Source organism: Veillonella sp., from assembly GCF_018381775.1.
In the GTDB taxonomy this organism is placed as follows: domain Bacteria; phylum Bacillota; class Negativicutes; order Veillonellales; family Veillonellaceae; genus Veillonella.
On sequence record NZ_JAGZRH010000006.1, the window covers coordinates 22,309 to 39,079 of the forward strand.

The 16,771-nt window shown below is 39.3% G+C and carries 19 protein-coding genes; 18 read left to right on the forward strand and 1 reads right to left on the reverse strand.

Going from position 1 to position 16,771, the window contains the following annotated elements; genetic code table 11:
- Window positions 1-7 precede the first annotated feature (7 nt).
- From folE to ftsH, 13 genes are all read left to right on the forward strand, one after another.
- Window positions 8-577: a GTP cyclohydrolase I FolE gene (gene folE / locus KH109_RS04915; RefSeq protein ID WP_295216383.1), complete on the forward strand. Its 570-nt coding sequence runs from the start codon at window positions 8-10 to the stop codon at window positions 575-577.
- A complete protein-coding gene (gene folP, locus KH109_RS04920; RefSeq protein WP_295216386.1) occupies window positions 570-1,406 on the forward strand; it encodes a dihydropteroate synthase in 837 nt (278 codons plus the stop codon). Before folE ends, folP begins: the two co-directional genes overlap by 8 nt.
- Window positions 1,406-1,768: a dihydroneopterin aldolase gene (folB, locus tag KH109_RS04925; RefSeq protein WP_005387223.1), complete on the forward strand. Its 363-nt coding sequence runs from the start codon at window positions 1,406-1,408 to the stop codon at window positions 1,766-1,768. The genes folP and folB overlap by 1 nt, the downstream gene beginning before the upstream one ends.
- Window positions 1,768-2,241, forward strand: a complete 474-nt coding sequence (gene folK, locus KH109_RS04930; protein WP_178885365.1) for a 2-amino-4-hydroxy-6-hydroxymethyldihydropteridine diphosphokinase — start codon at window positions 1,768-1,770, stop codon at window positions 2,239-2,241. The genes folB and folK overlap by 1 nt, the downstream gene beginning before the upstream one ends.
- 126 nt (window positions 2,242-2,367) lie before the next feature.
- Complete coding sequence (locus KH109_RS04935; RefSeq protein ID WP_005387227.1) at window positions 2,368-3,174, forward strand: hypothetical protein; 807 nt, start codon at window positions 2,368-2,370, stop codon at window positions 3,172-3,174.
- Window positions 3,175-3,184: 10 nt separating this feature from the next.
- On the forward strand, window positions 3,185-3,421 hold the full coding sequence (locus KH109_RS04940; protein ID WP_005387228.1) for a GlsB/YeaQ/YmgE family stress response membrane protein: 237 nt from the start codon (window positions 3,185-3,187) through the stop codon (window positions 3,419-3,421).
- A gap of 232 nt (window positions 3,422-3,653) precedes the next feature.
- On the forward strand, window positions 3,654-4,601 hold the full coding sequence (locus tag KH109_RS04945; protein ID WP_105086151.1) for an L-lactate dehydrogenase: 948 nt from the start codon (window positions 3,654-3,656) through the stop codon (window positions 4,599-4,601).
- Between the two features lie 164 nt (window positions 4,602-4,765).
- On the forward strand, window positions 4,766-5,098 hold the full coding sequence (locus tag KH109_RS04950; protein WP_005387230.1) for a septum formation initiator family protein: 333 nt from the start codon (window positions 4,766-4,768) through the stop codon (window positions 5,096-5,098).
- A gap of 69 nt (window positions 5,099-5,167) precedes the next feature.
- Window positions 5,168-5,569: a S1 RNA-binding domain-containing protein gene (locus KH109_RS04955; protein ID WP_295216391.1), complete on the forward strand. Its 402-nt coding sequence runs from the start codon at window positions 5,168-5,170 to the stop codon at window positions 5,567-5,569.
- Between the two features lie 94 nt (window positions 5,570-5,663).
- On the forward strand, window positions 5,664-6,560 hold the full coding sequence (locus KH109_RS04960; RefSeq protein ID WP_295216394.1) for a phosphatase: 897 nt from the start codon (window positions 5,664-5,666) through the stop codon (window positions 6,558-6,560).
- Window positions 6,529-7,527, forward strand: coding sequence for a tRNA lysidine(34) synthetase TilS (gene tilS / locus KH109_RS04965; protein WP_295216397.1), 999 nt, complete (start codon window positions 6,529-6,531; stop codon window positions 7,525-7,527). The genes KH109_RS04960 and tilS overlap by 32 nt, the downstream gene beginning before the upstream one ends.
- A gap of 23 nt (window positions 7,528-7,550) precedes the next feature.
- Window positions 7,551-8,096: a hypoxanthine phosphoribosyltransferase gene (gene hpt / locus KH109_RS04970; RefSeq protein WP_295216400.1), complete on the forward strand. Its 546-nt coding sequence runs from the start codon at window positions 7,551-7,553 to the stop codon at window positions 8,094-8,096.
- A gap of 88 nt (window positions 8,097-8,184) precedes the next feature.
- Window positions 8,185-10,113 carry an ATP-dependent zinc metalloprotease FtsH gene (gene ftsH, locus KH109_RS04975; RefSeq protein WP_005387235.1) on the forward strand — a complete coding sequence of 643 codons (1,929 nt, stop codon included), beginning with the start codon at window positions 8,185-8,187 and terminating at the stop codon, window positions 10,111-10,113.
- 145 nt (window positions 10,114-10,258) lie between these two features.
- Here the strand turns inward: ftsH and KH109_RS04980 are convergent, their stop codons facing one another.
- Complete coding sequence (locus tag KH109_RS04980) at window positions 10,259-11,602, reverse strand: threonine/serine exporter family protein (RefSeq protein WP_295216403.1); 1,344 nt, start codon at window positions 11,600-11,602, stop codon at window positions 10,259-10,261.
- Between the two features lie 171 nt (window positions 11,603-11,773).
- Here KH109_RS04980 and KH109_RS04985 point away from each other — a divergent pair, with 171 nt between their 5' ends.
- The 5 genes from KH109_RS04985 (at window position 11,774) to lysS (ending at window position 16,753) form a co-directional block, all read left to right on the forward strand.
- Window positions 11,774-12,748: a biotin--[acetyl-CoA-carboxylase] ligase gene (locus KH109_RS04985; protein ID WP_105090286.1), complete on the forward strand. Its 975-nt coding sequence runs from the start codon at window positions 11,774-11,776 to the stop codon at window positions 12,746-12,748.
- 9 nt (window positions 12,749-12,757) lie between these two features.
- On the forward strand, window positions 12,758-13,525 hold the full coding sequence (locus KH109_RS04990; RefSeq protein ID WP_119206313.1) for a type III pantothenate kinase: 768 nt from the start codon (window positions 12,758-12,760) through the stop codon (window positions 13,523-13,525).
- Window positions 13,526-13,613: 88 nt separating this feature from the next.
- Window positions 13,614-14,600, forward strand: a complete 987-nt coding sequence (gene dusB / locus KH109_RS04995; RefSeq protein ID WP_295216409.1) for a tRNA dihydrouridine synthase DusB — start codon at window positions 13,614-13,616, stop codon at window positions 14,598-14,600.
- 126 nt (window positions 14,601-14,726) lie between these two features.
- On the forward strand, window positions 14,727-15,200 hold the full coding sequence (greA, locus tag KH109_RS05000) for a transcription elongation factor GreA (protein WP_005387241.1): 474 nt from the start codon (window positions 14,727-14,729) through the stop codon (window positions 15,198-15,200).
- Between the two features lie 29 nt (window positions 15,201-15,229).
- Window positions 15,230-16,753, forward strand: a complete 1,524-nt coding sequence (gene lysS / locus KH109_RS05005) for a lysine--tRNA ligase (RefSeq protein WP_178885356.1) — start codon at window positions 15,230-15,232, stop codon at window positions 16,751-16,753.
- Window positions 16,754-16,771 lie beyond the last annotated feature (18 nt).

Here is a 16,771-nt window from a genome sequence, read left to right on the forward strand (position 1 = left end):
AGGACCGATGAATCAACGTGCAAAGGACGGGATAAAGCAATTTTTAGCGGCTTTATCTGTTGATACAGAGGCGCCAGAGCTAGAGAAAACACCAAGTCGTGTAACAGAATTATATAGTGAATTATTCAGTGGCGTAGGATTAGATACAAAGTCAGCCTGGGGTGAAACATTTAGTACTGATTATAAGGGTCTTGTAGCAGTTACAGGAATTCCTTTTTATTCTATGTGTGAGCACCACTTGTTGCCATTCTTTGGAACCGTAGATATTGTGTACCAGCCTAAGGATGGCTATGTAGCAGGGCTTAGCAAGTTCCAAGATGTTGTTAATATCCTTAGCCGGAGGCCGCAACTACAAGAGCGGTTAGCATCAGAATTAGCAGATGCAATTATGAATGATTTATCTGCTCATGGTGTATTCGTACGCATTACATCGACTCAGTTGTGTATGCTTATCAAAGGGACCATGCAGCAAGATTCAAAGGTTATTACATTAGAAAGTCGTGGTGTGCTAGCAGAGACTGGCACATTACGAGACGAAGCGTTGGCAATGTTAGGTGGAGGACAGGCAAATGTTTAAACGTAGAAATTATACATGGAATGATGGCAAAAGTTTATCTTTGTGCGATCGTACCCTTATTATGGGGATACTAAATGGTACGCCTGACTCTTTCTCTGATGGTGGTAAATTCAATACTCCAGAAGCAGCAGCAGCCCATGTAACGCAAATGATTAATGATGGTGCTGATATTATCGATTTAGGCGTAGAATCTACGGGTCCAGGCTGTACACCATTAACAGCAGATGAAGAAATTGAACGTTTATCTCTATTGATAGAACCTGTATTAAATGCATCTACAGTGCCTGTATCTATCGATACCTATCATGCTAAAACTGCTGATTATGCACTTTCAAAGGGCGCTCATATTTTAAATGATATTTGGGGCTTACATTATGATCCTGATATGGCCGCAATAGCCGCAAAATACAAGGTGCCTGTAATCATTATGCATAATAGCAATGATACAAACTACGGTGATATCATTGAAGATATGAAAGCATACTTCTTCTATGCCGTGGATAAAGCATTGAAGGTGGGGATTACACCTCAACAAATTTGGCTTGATCCAGGTATTGGATTTTTTGGTAAAACAGAAGAGCAAAGTATTGAAGTTATGCAACGTTTAGGCGAATTAACGGCTTATGAATACCCTATTTTACTTGCCCCTAGCCGTAAGGGTTTTATCGGTTCTATGTTGGGCGGTTTGCCTCCAGAAGAACGCGATGAAGGCACGGTAGCGGCTTGTATTACGGGTGTATTCCAAGGTGTTGATATGGTGCGTGTTCATAATGTGAAAATGCACAAACGCGCCTTGGCCGTAGCAGATGGCCTATTACGAGGTGAATAATGGATAAAATCGTTTTAAAAAATATGGCATTTTATGGATACCATGGCAATTTGACATCTGAACAAGAGCAAGGACAGCGCTTTTTTGTAGATGTTGAAATTACTACGGATCTTACAAAGGCCGGTCAAAGTGACCAGTTAGAGGATTCTATCAATTATGTAGAAGTATATGAGCTTGTAGAATCTGTTATGACTGGAGAAAAACATAATTTATTAGAGCGTTTAGGTGCACTTATTGCCGACTCTTTATACCAACATTATCAAGGTATCGTTGGCTTATCTGTAACGGTGCGCAAACCATCTGTACCTATTGCTGGTATCCTAGATTATGTTGAGGTTGTCACTACAAGAGGTCAAATTTGATGTATACCTATTACATCAGTGTAGGTTCAAATATAGGTGATAAAAGAGGCTATATTAATTCCGCTTTTCACCTATTGCAAGGGCATGAGACCGTTTCAGAGGTTATTAGTTCTTCTTTGATAGAAACGGAACCTTGGGGATATACAGATCAGGCGTCATTTATTAATGGCATGTGGTCTTGTAAAAGTGCTTTGAATCCTCATGAAATGTTAAGTGTACTTCAGTCCTTAGAACAAGAGGCTGGTCGTGAACGACTCATTCACTGGGGACCACGTACATTAGATTTAGATATTATTTTGGCTTTTGATGAGGCCGGTTCTATGATTTCCATTTGTGATGAAACTCTAACTATACCGCATCCTTATTTTTGGGATAGAACCTTTGTCTTAGAACCTTTACATGAGTTGTTACCAACTTTTACCTATAAGGGTATGTCAATTAGCGAGCGATTAGCTACATTAAGTTTGGCATAGAAATCTACAAAGATATTAAAAATAAAATTTACAGTTATACCTAGAATTGGGATTATATTAATAGGGACTTACTGTAATGGCAATATATTATTACGTTTTATGCTTGGGGATTCATAGGGAGTATAAATGAATATAAAACGTATCGGTTTATGCATACTAGCATTAATTGTAGTGGGGCTGTCCTATTGGCTTGCAGTAGGTGGCAATTACGACAGTAAAACAGTACGCATAGACCCAGAAGAGCATACATTAGTAAATTCTAGTGATGCCATCATTTCAAAACGAATATTAGCGATGAAGTCTATTGACTCACAAGTGTACTTTCTAGGTTATGAAGGGTATGGTATTTATAATTTAGCTGATAATACACTTCGGTTGATGCCTATTACCTTTCGTGGCCAACATATTGAGCCACCGAAGACCGAGAATTACCAACGTGGTTTACGAGAGATTACTATGGTAAAAACTTTCTCTGATTTTAGTGGGCCAGAACAATCCGTACTCAAGGATTTGTTGGAATCTACAGATAGAGGAGCTCATTATTATGGGGACTTTTACCATTCAGGTTATGAGTCATCCCTCATTGACATGAAGGATCAATATTTTATAACGAATACGGTACGAGCTTTAAAGCGTATAAATCATACATTGTATGTATATGATGCGTCAGGGTTTATTATCATTGATTTAGATAGTCGTCGTATTCAAGGGTTCTTTAATAATCGTCTAGGTGGAGAAGGACCCAAAGGAGTACCTGATAGCTTGCGTGGCCATTATGGTTCAGATTTCACGATGATATATGCATTGTCCAAGTTAGATCCAAAGGATTTAGAGATTTTATGGTCAATGCGAAAACAATATTTAGAAAAGTCACCACAAGTGATGGAGAATAAGGATTTATTCCCGCTTAATCTTGATGAGATGACTTTATAGGAGGTATATTATGCTTTGGTCAATTATTGTAGGCGGATTCATTGGTTTTGTAGCTGGTCGTATTACTAAAAAGGCGCAAAGCATGGGGATTATTCTTCGTGTTATTGCTGGTTTGGTAGGGGCTTCTGTAGGTCAAGCTTTGCTTGGTACTTGGGGCCCAAGTCTTGCAGGCATGGCATTAATTCCGTCCATCGTTGGTGCAGTTATAGTGATTGCTGTAGTAAGCTTCTTTACTGGACGAGACTAACTATATAATAGAAGGACTATTATAGGATTTCCTATAATAGTCTTTTTTTATCACTATAAATCTATTTTCTTATATACCTATGAGAAAATAGGTATATAATAGTTTATGTATTTTACAAGCAATATGCTTTAATATAACTTAAAATTGTCGATTCATATACTGGTAATCGCTGGTTTAAGTGGAATTGAATTAGAAGATGTATATCTTTTAGTACGAATCGTAGGAGGCCCTTATGAAGTTACGTAAAGTAGGTATTATTGGCACTGGACATGTAGGTTCTCATGTAGCATTTTCTCTTGCTCTACAAGGTGAAGTAGATGAACTATATATGATGGATATTGACGAGAAAAAAGCTAAAGCACAGGCAATGGATATAAATGATGCTGTTAGCTATATTCCTCATAAAGTAACAGCTACTGCAGGTCCTATTGAAGATTGTGGGGATTGTGATATTCTCGTATTTAGCGCTGGTCCTTTACCAAATTTATATCAAGATCGTTTAGAAAGTCTTGGTGATACAGTAGAGGTTTTAAAGGATGTTATTCCGCGAATTAAAAAGTCCGGCTTTGATGGTTTTATTATCTCTATTTCTAATCCTGCTGATGTTGTTGCTACTTATTTATGTAAACATTTAAATTGGAACCCAAAACGTATTATTTCCAGTGGGACAGCTTTAGATTCAGCGCGATTACAAAAAGAATTGGCGCGCATTTTTAATATTAGTAACCGTACAATTACAGCGTATTGTTTAGGTGAACATGGCGGTAGTGCTATGGTGCCATGGTCTCATGTTTATGTACAAGGAAAACCGTTAGTACAATTACAACAAGAATTGCCTCATAGATTCCCTACACTTGATCATACTCAAGTGCTAGATGATGTAAAAATTGGTGGTTACCATGTATTGGCTGGTAAAGGCTCCACAGAGTTTGGCATTGCTAGTGCAACAACAGAATTAATTCGTGCTGTATTTCATGACGAAAAGAAAGTGTTGCCATGTTCTTGTTATCTAGATGGCCAATATGGTGAAGAAGGAATCTTTGCATCGACTCCAGCAGTTATTGGCAAAGATGGTATCGAAGATGTATTTGAATTGAAGCTTGCTGAAGATGAATTAGCTTTATTTAAAAAGTCTTGTGCAGTAATTCGTGAATATGCTCATAAAGCAGAGTCTTTATAAGGCCATAGTGGCTGTTACTAATAAATCTATCTCTGATAAGACCTTTTTAACTATATGATAGATATAAGATAAACTATAGATAAATTTATTTAGTCCCTAACGAGGTTCTGTGATATAATTAAAAAATGACAGTATACAGATGATGAATATTTTTGGGGGATATTATGACTCAAGACACTATGGAAGTACAACGTCCAAAAAAGCCGCGCAAACGGGTTAGACCTAATCGCAAAGCGCAGGATCAACGTATTATCCTCATGTGGATCAAGCGAATTGGTATAGGGATTATGGTGCTGCTATTATTAGGGCAAGCCTATCGCTTGGTGGCTGTATATCAAGAAAAACAACATATTGAGCAACAATTGCAAGAATTAAAACAGCGAAATGAAGAATTAGAACAGGAAAAGGCTAAGTTGCAAGATCCAAAGACCATTGAGGGGGTGGCTCGTGAGGAGCTCGGCCTTGTAAAACCTGGTGAAGTGCCTTATGTAAAATAGGTTTGACTGTAGTAATTTAGATTCGCATTAGTTTGTAGTTTGAGGTTTCCGCATTAATTAGGAGGTTGCATGGCAATCGAAGTTGGTAACATTATTGATGGTACCGTATCTGGTATTACAAAATTCGGCGTATTTGTTGATTTAGGAGAGAAGCAAACAGGTCTAGTTCATATTTCTGAAGTAGCTCATGGGTATGTCGAAGATATTAATACCGTATTAAAGGTTGAAGATCCAGTAAAGGTTAAGGTTTTATCTATTGAAGGTAATAAAATCGGCCTTTCTATTCGTCAAACACAACCTAAAGAGACATCAAGTGAAGAGCGACGTCCTCGTCGTGTTCAATCTAAACAAAGCACAGAGGCTTTTGAAGCAAAGATGAAATCATTTTTGCGCGATAGCAATGAACGCTTACACGATTTAAAACGCAATACAGAAGGTAAACGCGGAGGCCGAGGCGGTCGTCGAGATTAATAGTGAGAGATGGCATTGAGCCATCTCTTTACTTATGTATAGGCCTTAACAGTATAATAGTGTTAGAGGCATACTAATTATGTAAGGAGCAATTATGAAGTTAGCTATTATTGATATTGGATCAAATTCAGTACGCTTATTATTGGCTACTTATGAAAATAATATATGGCACTATGAGCCGAAACAGTTGTGGACTACTCGTTTAGGCCAACGTAATTCAGATGGTACATTGCGCACTGAATCGATGGAAGCGTCCTATCAAGCTTTTACAGAAATAAAAAAACTAGCAGACCAATATGGGGTGGAATGCTGCTTTGGTTTTGCAACGAGCGCTGTTCGTGAAGCATCTAATGGCCTTGAATTTATGGACCGCATTAGCGAACATTGTCCGATGGAATGGCGTATTCTCACGGGCGATGAAGAGGCTATTTATGGCTTTAATGGTGCCTTAGGAGATCAGTTGAATGATGGTCGTCACTATACAACTATCGATATCGGTGGTGGTAGTACAGAATTAGCATTAGGCAATAAGGACGGCGTTTACTGGAGCCGATCTTATCCTGTAGGGGCTGTACGCCTTCAATCTATGTCTGATGAAGGTCCTCAACGAGTATGGGAAGAAACTCGATTCCTTTGGGATCCCATGATGATTCAAGGTGAATTTGGTGAATTCATTGGTATCGGTGGTACGCTAACGACGCTAGCGGCCATTGATTTAGGCCTTGAAAACTATGATGGTACGAAGGTACAAGGTCATAAATTAAGTCGTGAAACAGTAGAGGGCATTATTCTAAACTTACGTTACATGAGTCGCGATGAGCGATTACAAGTAAAAGGTTTACCTGCAGGACGTGCCGATATCATCGTAGCTGGTGCAGAAATTTTAACGTCCTTTATGGATGCTTATGAGGTTCCTCATGTATTTGTGAGCGACCAAGATGGTATGGAGGCGATGGCTCGTGAATGTGAAAGAACTTATTCGAACCATTAATCACACCTTAAAATCACATAATCTATTTCCTGAAAATAGTCGAATTCTAGTAGCTTGCTCTGGTGGCCCTGATTCAATGGCTCTATTGTATTTATTACAAGATATTGCTACGCATCGTCATACAACGTACAAAATAGGTGTAGCCATTGTAGATCACTGTATTCGTCCTGAAAGTAAGGATGAGGTCTTGTGGCTCCAACATCAAGTGGAAGAGTTAGGTCTGCCATTTTATTCCGCTACCTTTGATGTACCGCGCCTAAGTAAGGAACATAAAAAGTCTGAAGAAACTATAGGCCGCCACGTACGTTATCAATGGTTAAATGAAATTGCCCAGTCTGAAGGGTATGATTATATTTCAGTAGCTCACCACAAAGACGATCAAGCTGAGTCGATTTTAGCGCATCTCATTAGAGGTACAGGATTAAACGGGCTAACAGGTATGGCTGTAGTCAGCAATGACTATGATATCCCTGTGATTAGACCTTTATTAGATGTTACAAAAGAGGAATTATTAGCTTATTTAGCCGATAGAAAGCTCACGTATTGTATTGATTCTACAAATGATGATATCCGATATCAGCGAAATAGAATTCGTCATCGCATTATACCTGAATTGGAAGCTGTTAACCCTGCTGTGGTAGATGCCATAGTTCGACTAGGAAGTTCTGTAAATGAAGATGTAATGGTTATCTCTGATTTAACATCCAGAACCTTTGATAAATTAGTGTCGATTGGTAAGGATGAGGTGAGAATCTCTCGCCGTGCCTTGAGACAGGAGCCACTGGCAATACAGCGGAGATTATGGCAGCGTTTAGTAAGTACCATTGACTCTGATCTAACGCTTACATCAGCTCATCAAGAGCAATTACTGGACATTGTTAACACAGGGGAAAAGAAAACTTTCACTATAAAAAGTATAAAAGTAATTGCTCAATGTGATACAATAAAGGTATATTGCAAACATTAATATGAATCGTGGAGGTCATATAGATGCATCAAGACGCAAAAGAGATTTTATATACAGCGGAACAATTACAGGCTCGTGTAGCCGAGTTAGGTAAAGTAATTAGCGAAGACTATAAAAATGAATCTGTAGTGCTTGTAGGGGTGTTAAAGGGAGCCATCGTTTTCTTTACAGACTTAGCTCGCGCTATTGATGATAGTGTAGATGTAAGTTTTGATTTTATTTCATGCTCTAGCTATGGTAGTGGTACAACTAGTACAGGTGTAGTACGAATTCTAAAAGATTTGGATCGCTCTGTAGAGGGTAAACATGTACTCGTTGTAGAGGATATCGTTGATACTGGTACGACATTGCATTACTTGCTAGAAAATTTACATGCTCGTGGCGCTAAAAGCGTACGTCTTGCAGCGTTATTAAATAAACCTGAGCGCCGTAAAATGGACGTAGAAGTTGACTATGTAGGTTTTATCATTCCTGATTACTTCGTTATCGGTTATGGTTTAGACTACGCGGAAAAATATCGTCACTTACCATATATCGGTATTTTAAAGGAAGAAATGTATCAAAATTAAAAATATGATATAATATATGAGTGCATCTCTTAATGAGATGTACTCAATTCGTTTATACAAGTAAATTATTATTGAAAGGGGTAATCTTTTGGGTCGATTTACAAAAAATATCGTCCTTTACTTACTTATCATTGCCGCTTTCGTTATCGCCATTGACGCTTTCTCTGGTCAAAGTGCGAATAAATCTGAACTAAGTTACACAGGATTTATTCAACAAGTACAACAGAAAAAGGTTGAGTCCGTAACGATTACCAATGATCATGGTATTAAAGGTAAACTAAAAAATGGAACAGAGTTCAATTCTTATGCGCCAAGTGATGAAACATTAATTAAAACATTACAAGATAATGGCGTAGAAATTACAGCAGCTCCACCTGAGCAACCAGCTTGGTGGATGAGCCTGTTAGGTTCTGCTATTCCTATCATCATCTTGGTGGTGTTGTTCTTCTTTATTATGCAACAAACTCAAGGTGGCGGTGGCCGAGTGATGAACTTTGGTAAAAGCCGTGCTAAATTGATGGGTGAAGGTAACGTAAAGGTTAGCTTTAAAGATGTAGCAGGTGCTGAAGAAGCAAAACAAGAATTAGAAGAAGTAGTAGAATTCTTGAAGGATCCAGGTAAATTTACAACAATCGGTGCTAAAATTCCGAAAGGTGTATTGCTCGCAGGACCTCCAGGTACAGGTAAAACTTTGCTTGCTAAAGCCGTTGCTGGTGAAGCAGGGGTACCATTCTTTACGATTTCTGGTTCTGACTTCGTAGAAATGTTCGTAGGTGTTGGTGCTTCTCGTGTGCGTGATCTTTTCACACAAGCGAAAAAGAATGCGCCATGTATCATCTTTATCGATGAAATTGATGCGGTTGGTCGCCAACGTGGCGCAGGTCTTGGTGGTGGTCACGATGAACGTGAACAAACATTGAACCAATTGCTCGTTGAAATGGATGGTTTCGGTGCCAACGAAGGTATTATTACCATCGCCGCTACAAACCGACCAGATATTCTTGACCCGGCGCTTTTGCGTCCAGGTCGTTTTGACCGTCAAGTTATCGTAGGTCGTCCAGACTTACGTGGTCGTGAAGCAATCTTAAAAGTACATGCTCGTAACAAGCCATTAGCTGACGATGTAGACTTGAAAACAATTGCTAAGAAAACTCCAGGCTTTACTGGTGCTGACTTGAACAACTTGTTAAATGAAGCGGCTTTATTGGCGGCTCGCCTTAACAAAAAAGTTATCACTATGGCTGAAGTTGAAGAAGCTAGTGAAAAGGTTAGCATGGGTCCTGAACGTCGCAGTCATATTGTGAGCGAGAAAGACCGTAAGTTAACAGCGTACCATGAATCTGGTCATGCCATCGTGGCACATTTGTTGCCTCATGCAGATCCTGTTCATAAGGTAACAATCATTCCTCGTGGCGCAGCAGGTGGTTACACTATGATGCTTCCTACAGAGGAACAAAACTACAAAACAAAATCTCAATTATTAGCGGATATTCGCGTAGCCCTTGGTGGTCGAATTGCAGAGGCTTTGATATTAGATGAAATCAGTACAGGTGCTTCTGGTGACCTTCAAAGCGTAACGAATACAGCACGCGCCATGGTAACGCGTTGGGGCATGAGCGATGAGCTTGGTCCTATCGTATTTGGTGAACAACAAGAACAAGTATTCTTGGGTAAAAACCTTGGCCATGAACGCAACTATAGTGAAGAAATTGCTGCAAAAATCGATGCTGAAATTCATCGTATTGTTGAAGAAGCTTATAAAGATGTAACAAAACTTCTTAGCGATAACGAGAAATTCTTACATGATATGGCAAATGCTCTATTAGAGGAAGAAACCATCGATGCAAAAGCGGTAGATAATCTTTACAAATATGGTACAACGAAAGCCCCTGAAGTTGAGGAGTCTAAAGAAGCTCTAGAAGCGGCAGGTATTGTAGTACCAGAGGTGGTTGAAGCTAAAGAAAACACTGCTACAGTGGATGCTCCTAGTGAAACACCTTCTAATGAAATCAAATAATGAGATATCTAAATAAAAGAGCTGGCCTCGTTGAGGGCCAGCTCTTTTTATATATGCTCTTTTGATTATAATTACCTATTACTAGCTATAGTACTTAGTATTCTATCTATATTGTGAAGCTCGTAATGTAGTTGGTGAGGATTAGCTATTGGCCATCGTTAATATGACGTGTTGCCAAGTACTGTTGAATTCTACGCTCTTTTCGGGCTTTCAAATATTTTTGAGCCAGTACATTTGGAATTGCTACACCAACCGCAATACTTACAATAGTGAGGATGCCTGTTACACCGTTCTGGACCATATGAAGTAAACCAGACTCTGATAGTGCGTTGATATGAAGCATATCAAAGAGGAATCTGTAATATAAAATACCAGGCATTAAGGCTATGGCAGATGGGACGATGATAATTGTGCTAGATGTTCTCAGCCAAGTAGAAACTTTTACATAGATAACGCTCATTACAGCAGCGCCTACAAAGGTAGCACCTGGAATGGAGAAGCCAAATTCAACAGCTAATAAATTGCGGATAAATACGCATAATACACCGCCAATGCCAATGGATACTAGTAATCGGACAGGAGCGTTAAATAGTACTGCAAAGGATGCGGCTGCTGTAAAAGACCCTATAATTTGCTCAATCGATAATACATGAGGCTTAATATCTACAAAGCTAAAGGCCGGCATAGGGCTAAAGTATAATGCCATGGCCATGCCTAAGGTCATGCTACCAACGATAAGGATCGTTCTAATAGCTCTTGTAATTCCCGATAAAATATGGTTGTTGATGGTATCGATAACGGAGTTTATAAGCGGTACACCAGGTATCATAAATAAGGTACAACAAACAAGAACGTAAACTAACGAATCTTGTTCAATATGTGAATAGAAACCATAGGCAGAAACCATGGCGGCAAAGCCGCCAATTGCAATGCCTACATATTCATTGCAACCAAAGCGTACCGATAAGGTACGACCAAAATAACCGATTAGAGAACAAATAACAGTTACAATAAAAGCTATCATATCGCCACTATACAAAAAGGCAAGGCCTGCTGAACCGAGGGCACAAGCAATACCCTTTATCCAATCAGGATATACTGGAATAGTGCAATCTAATTTTGAAATTAACTGTTCATAAGTTGTAAGTGAATAATGTCGTTCAAAGGCGCGCCATGTGAGTTTAGATACGGCATTGATCATGGCCATATTGGGAACATGGACAGGTGTTTTTCTAAAAACTGTTATGGAACGCTCTTTATGCAATAGATTCACCATGATAGTGGTATATGAAATATGAATATTTAAGTAATTATGAGGTATCCCCATAAATGTGGCTGATTTTAACATCTCTTCAATAATTCGATTTGTATCTGCACCACATTCCATGAGTAGTTTGCCTATGTTTAATAGGACATCAAGTTTTCTATGAATATGGATAAAGGGATTCTCTAGAACCTCATTTTTTTCTTCTAATGTAAATTGTTTCATATATCTCCCTAGATAATGATAGACCATACTATTGTTATCTTTTGCATAAGGTATAACTTAATACTACATGTATTATACCATTAATTCTTTTAAATAACCCTTGCATTTTACAGGGTACACTTGTACAATCGAATTGTAAACCTAGGTTGACAAAGAAAGGGGCTCTAAACTATGCGTGATGAAGTATTAGAATTCTTGAGACAAAACCAAGGTGGTTTCGTATCGGGACAGGATATGTCGGAAGCGTGTCATGTTTCGCGTACAGCTATTTGGAAGCATATCAAGGCATTACGTCAAAAAGGCTACAAAATAGAATCTTATACCAAGAGGGGGTATCGATTATTGGAGGAACCTGATTTGTTGAGTCCATTAGCAATGAAGCAAATCTTAAAAACAGATGTATTTGGAAAACGGTATGTCTATATGGACACTACCGAATCTACTAACCTAGAAGCTCGTCGCTTAGCACAACAAGGTGCAGAAGAAGGTACTGTTGTTGTAACAGAGGAACAGGCTGCTGGCCGAGGTCGTTTATCGCGGGGCTGGTATTCTCCATTTGGGAAAGGTCTATGGTTTAGTCTCATTTTGCGCCCTGACTTTGCACCTGTAGAAGCACCAAAATGTACATTGATGGCAGCCGTAGCCTTAACAAAAGCGTTCCATAAAATGGGACTCACCGATGCAGGCATTAAATGGCCCAATGATATTCTTGTGAATGGTCGTAAACTAGTTGGCATCTTGACCGAAATGTCTGGCTCTATGGAGGAAATTTCCTATATTGTTATGGGCATAGGTGTCAATGTAAAGACTAAACAAGAAGAGCTCCCGGAAGAATTGAAGTTGATCGCTACATCCTTAACTATGGAAGGCATTGATATTGAACGGACGGAAGCTTTTAAAATTATATTAGAATCTTTAGAACATCAATATTATGAAGTCCTCGATAGTGGTTTTGAGGAAACTCTCAATGAATGGCGTCAATTATCGGTAACACTTGGTGAGGAAATTGAAGTAAGAGCACCAGGAAATACCTATGAAGGGGTAGCTACAGATATTGATGAAGATGGTAACTTATTAGTAAGAATCCCTGATGGGACAGTTAAACGTATTGTGGCAGGGGACGTATCAATTCGTCCGCGCAAATAGGAGGCATTCATGTTATTAGTAATTGATGTGGGGAACACCAATATTGTTCTCGGTGTATACGACAAGACGGAGCTTGTAGGTCACTGGCGTATTTCCACGGATCGTGTGCGGACCACCGATGAATATGGCATGTTGATGATGAACCTATTCTTCCATGACCGTAAGGTTGATGTGAAGGATATTAAAGATATCATCATTTCCTCAGTTGTGCCACCATTGATGCCTACATTAGAGCGCGTATGTTTACGTTATTTCAATGTAAATCCTCTTATTGTTGGGCCTGGCACTAAGACTGGTATCGCCATTAAGTATGATAATCCTCGTGAAGTAGGTGCTGACCGTATCGTAAATGCTGTAGCAGCACATGAGCGTTATAAAGGTGATTTAATCATTATTGACTTTGGTACAGCTACTACCTATTGTGCGGTTAAAGGCAATGGCGATTATATGGGCGGTGTTATCTCACCAGGTGTTACCATTTCTGCAGAGGCTCTATTCCAACGGGCTGCTAAATTACCACGTATTGATGTAAGAGACCCAGGTCAAGTCATTTGCCGGAATACCGTATCCTCTATGCAGGCGGGTATGTTCTATGGTTATGTAGGTCAAGTGGAAGGCCTTGTATCTCGTATGAAAGCTGAAATGGGTGATCATGTAACTGTCGTAGCTACAGGCGGTTTAGCACAACTCATTAGCAGTGCTACGGACTGCATTGATCATGTAGAACCTATGCTTACATTAGAAGGTTTACGCCTTATTTACGAAAGAAATAAATAATGCTACTATAATATAGTTACGAATATGTAACAAAGTAGTGTACATTCGGGTACAGCTTATGCTGTACCCTTTTTATTAGGGGATATATATGAATAATAAACAATGGCAAATTGGAGCTGTCAAAATTGACGGACAAGCCATATTAGCGCCAATGGCAGGGGTCAGCGATATTGCTTATCGCTTACTTGCTAAAGAGCATGGGGCCGCCTTGGTTTGTACCGAAATGGTCAGCGCCATGGGCATTAAATATAAAAATGAACGCACCCATGAATTGTTGCGTATTGAAGCGGTAGAACGACCTGTTTCTATGCAAATTTTCGGGTCTAATCCAGAGGCTATTGCCATCGGTGCAAAGGTTGTAGCTGATGCGGGGGCCGATATTGTAGATATCAATATGGGCTGTCCTGTTAAAAAAGTCGTTTCCTCCGGTGATGGTTCTGCGCTTATGAAAAATCCCGATTTAGCAGCTCGTGTAGCAGAGGCTGCGGTTAAGGCCGTTGATGTGCCTGTAACCGTAAAAATGCGAATCGGTTGGGATAGTGATTCCATCAATGTTGTGGACTTTGCTAAGCGCATCGAATCTACAGGTGTGGCGGCTATTGCAGTACATGGCCGTACTAAGGAGCAAATGTACAGTGGACATGCTGATTGGTCTTATATTAAGGCTGTAAAAGAGGCCGTGTCTATACCAGTTATGGGTAATGGAGATATAGTGGAACCAGAGGATGCAAAGTGCATGCTCGATGAAACAGGATGTGATGCGGTGATGGTAGGCCGTGGTGCACAGGGAAATCCATGGATCTTTAATCGTATTCATCACTATTTAGCGACTGGTGAAGTATTGGCGGCGCCGAGCGATATTGAACGTCTCGACATGTTGTTAAAGCATTTTGATCTCTTATGTCAATATAAGGGTGAAAGTATGGCCGTTAAGGAAATACGAACTCATGCAGGCTGGTATATGAAGGGCCTTCCTGAATCTGCATATTGGCGCAATCGTGTGAATACAATTCATACTGTAACAAGCTTTCACAATGAGCTAGAATCATACCGTAAAATATTGTCTGAAATGTAGTCAGATTGACAAATGAATAGTATTTTTATATAATGGTTGAGATAATTTAGAAATAAAAGATAAGGTGTCATCTTACTATGGCACTTTTTTCTTATTTAATTTATATGTAGAAAGAGTGGGGTACCCATGGCAGACGTAAAAGAAACATTACTTACCGCCGAAGGTTTAAAGAAATTAGAAGAAGAATTAATGTATTATAAATCTGTACGTCGTATTGAAGTGTCTGAACGTATTAAGACTGCTATTGAATATGGCGATATCAGTGAAAACTCTGAATATGATGATGCAAAAAATGAACAAGCTTTCATCGAAGGTCATATTGTAGAGCTTGAAAATAAAATTAACACTGCGAAAATCATCGACGAATCCGTAAAAGGTGATGTTGTATCCGTAGGTAGCAAAGTAACGGTACTAGATACAATGTACAATGATGAATTAGAATATGTTATCGTTGGTTCCTCTGAAGCGGATCCATTCAACAATCGTATCTCTAACGAATCTCCTGTAGGTAAAGCTATTTTGGGCAAACGTAAAGGTGATGAAGTAGAAGTTTCCACACCAGATGGTCCTGTTACATTCAAAGTGTTAGCAATCCAATAATTTACATTTACTGACGAAGAGGCGATAACATGAGTGAAGAAATTAAAAATGTACAAGAAGAGCTGAATGAGCAAATGCAAATTCGCCGCGACAAATTGGCTGAATACGAAGCGGATGGCATCTATCCATTTGGTCAACGTTTTATTGTAAAAGATAATGCAAAAGAAATTAAAGATGACTTCTTCTTGAAATATGATGGTCAACCTGTAGTTATTGCAGGGCGCTTGATGACAATCCGTTCCCATGGTAAAACAGCATTTGCCAATGTTCGTGATAAATCTGGGGATATTCAAGTATATTTCCGTAAAGATGTATTGGGCGAAGAGGCTTATAAATACGTAAAAATGCTTGATATCGGTGATATCATCGGTGTAGAAGGTCATGTATTTAAAACTCATACAGGTGAAGTTACAATTAAAGTTAACAAATTAACTTTGTTATCTAAATCTTTACGTCCGTTGCCAGAAAAATGGCATGGTTTAAAGGATACAGAACTTCGTTACCGTCAACGTTATGTTGATTTGATTGTAAATCCTGAAGTGCGTGATACATTTGTAAAACGTTCCCAAATCGTTGCTAAAATTCGCGAATACATGATGCGTGATGGTTTCATGGAAGTAGAAACACCAATGATGCATGCTATCCCTGGTGGTGCTGCAGCTCGTCCATTCATCACTCACCACAATGCGCTTGATATCGATATTTACATGCGTATTGCACCAGAATTATACCTTAAACGCTTGATCGTTGGTGGTATGGACCGCGTATTCGAAATGAACCGTTGCTTCCGTAACGAAGGTATCGACAACCGTCATAATCCAGAATTCACTACTATCGAATCTTACCAAGCTTATGGCGATGTTGAGGATGCTATTCGCTTAACAGAAAATCTTGTGTCCTACTGTGCACAAGAGGTTCTAGGTACACAAGAAATCACATACCAAGGTACAGAAATCAATTTGACTCCACCTTGGAATCGTATCACAATGGCTGAAGGTGTAAAAAAATACACTGGTGAAGACTTTGATGCAGTTACTACTGTAGAAGAAGCTCGTGCTATTGCAGATCGTTTAAATGTAGAATATACAGAAAATGATGGTATTGGTAAAATCTTAAATCTTTGCTTCGAAGATTATGTAGAAGAAAACTTGATTCAACCAACTATCGTATATGGTCATCCAAAAGAAATTTCTCCACTTGCGAAAGCAAGTCGTGAAAATCCATTGGCTACAGAACGTTTTGAAGCGTTCATTTATGGTCGTGAATTGGCAAATGGCTTCTCCGAGTTAAATGACCCAATCGACCAAAAACAACGTTTCTTGGATCAATTGAAAGAACGCGAAGCTGGCGATGATGAAGCTCACCGTATGGATGAAGACTTCGTTACAGCTCTTGAATACGGTTTACCTCCAACAGCAGGTTTAGGTGTTGGTATTGACCGTCTCGTTATGTTCTTAACAGACTCTGCATCCATCCGCGATGTATTGTTGTTCCCATTGATGAAACCAGAAGCTCCTAAGCATATTGAAGCTGAAGAAGAAGCAGCTGAATAATCTAAAACCAAAAGGCTC

Coding starts and splice junctions, on each gene's coding strand:
- KH109_RS04955 (WP_295216391.1), top strand. CDS start 5,168: ATGGCAATCGAAGTTGGTAACATTATTGATGGTACCGTATCTGGTATT.
- KH109_RS04985 (WP_105090286.1), top strand. CDS start 11,774: ATGCGTGATGAAGTATTAGAATTCTTGAGACAAAACCAAGGTGGTTTC.
- hpt (WP_295216400.1), top strand. CDS start 7,551: ATGCATCAAGACGCAAAAGAGATTTTATATACAGCGGAACAATTACAG.
- dusB (WP_295216409.1), top strand. CDS start 13,614: ATGAATAATAAACAATGGCAAATTGGAGCTGTCAAAATTGACGGACAA.
- KH109_RS04935 (WP_005387227.1), top strand. CDS start 2,368: ATGAATATAAAACGTATCGGTTTATGCATACTAGCATTAATTGTAGTG.
- folK (WP_178885365.1), top strand. CDS start 1,768: ATGTATACCTATTACATCAGTGTAGGTTCAAATATAGGTGATAAAAGA.
- folB (WP_005387223.1), top strand. CDS start 1,406: ATGGATAAAATCGTTTTAAAAAATATGGCATTTTATGGATACCATGGC.
- KH109_RS04980 (WP_295216403.1), bottom strand. CDS start 11,602: ATGAAACAATTTACATTAGAAGAAAAAAATGAGGTTCTAGAGAATCCC.
- folE (WP_295216383.1), top strand. CDS start 8: ATGAATCAACGTGCAAAGGACGGGATAAAGCAATTTTTAGCGGCTTTA.
- folP (WP_295216386.1), top strand. CDS start 570: ATGTTTAAACGTAGAAATTATACATGGAATGATGGCAAAAGTTTATCT.
- greA (WP_005387241.1), top strand. CDS start 14,727: ATGGCAGACGTAAAAGAAACATTACTTACCGCCGAAGGTTTAAAGAAA.
- KH109_RS04990 (WP_119206313.1), top strand. CDS start 12,758: ATGTTATTAGTAATTGATGTGGGGAACACCAATATTGTTCTCGGTGTA.
- KH109_RS04945 (WP_105086151.1), top strand. CDS start 3,654: ATGAAGTTACGTAAAGTAGGTATTATTGGCACTGGACATGTAGGTTCT.
- KH109_RS04960 (WP_295216394.1), top strand. CDS start 5,664: ATGAAGTTAGCTATTATTGATATTGGATCAAATTCAGTACGCTTATTA.
- KH109_RS04940 (WP_005387228.1), top strand. CDS start 3,185: ATGCTTTGGTCAATTATTGTAGGCGGATTCATTGGTTTTGTAGCTGGT.
- lysS (WP_178885356.1), top strand. CDS start 15,230: ATGAGTGAAGAAATTAAAAATGTACAAGAAGAGCTGAATGAGCAAATG.
- KH109_RS04950 (WP_005387230.1), top strand. CDS start 4,766: ATGACTCAAGACACTATGGAAGTACAACGTCCAAAAAAGCCGCGCAAA.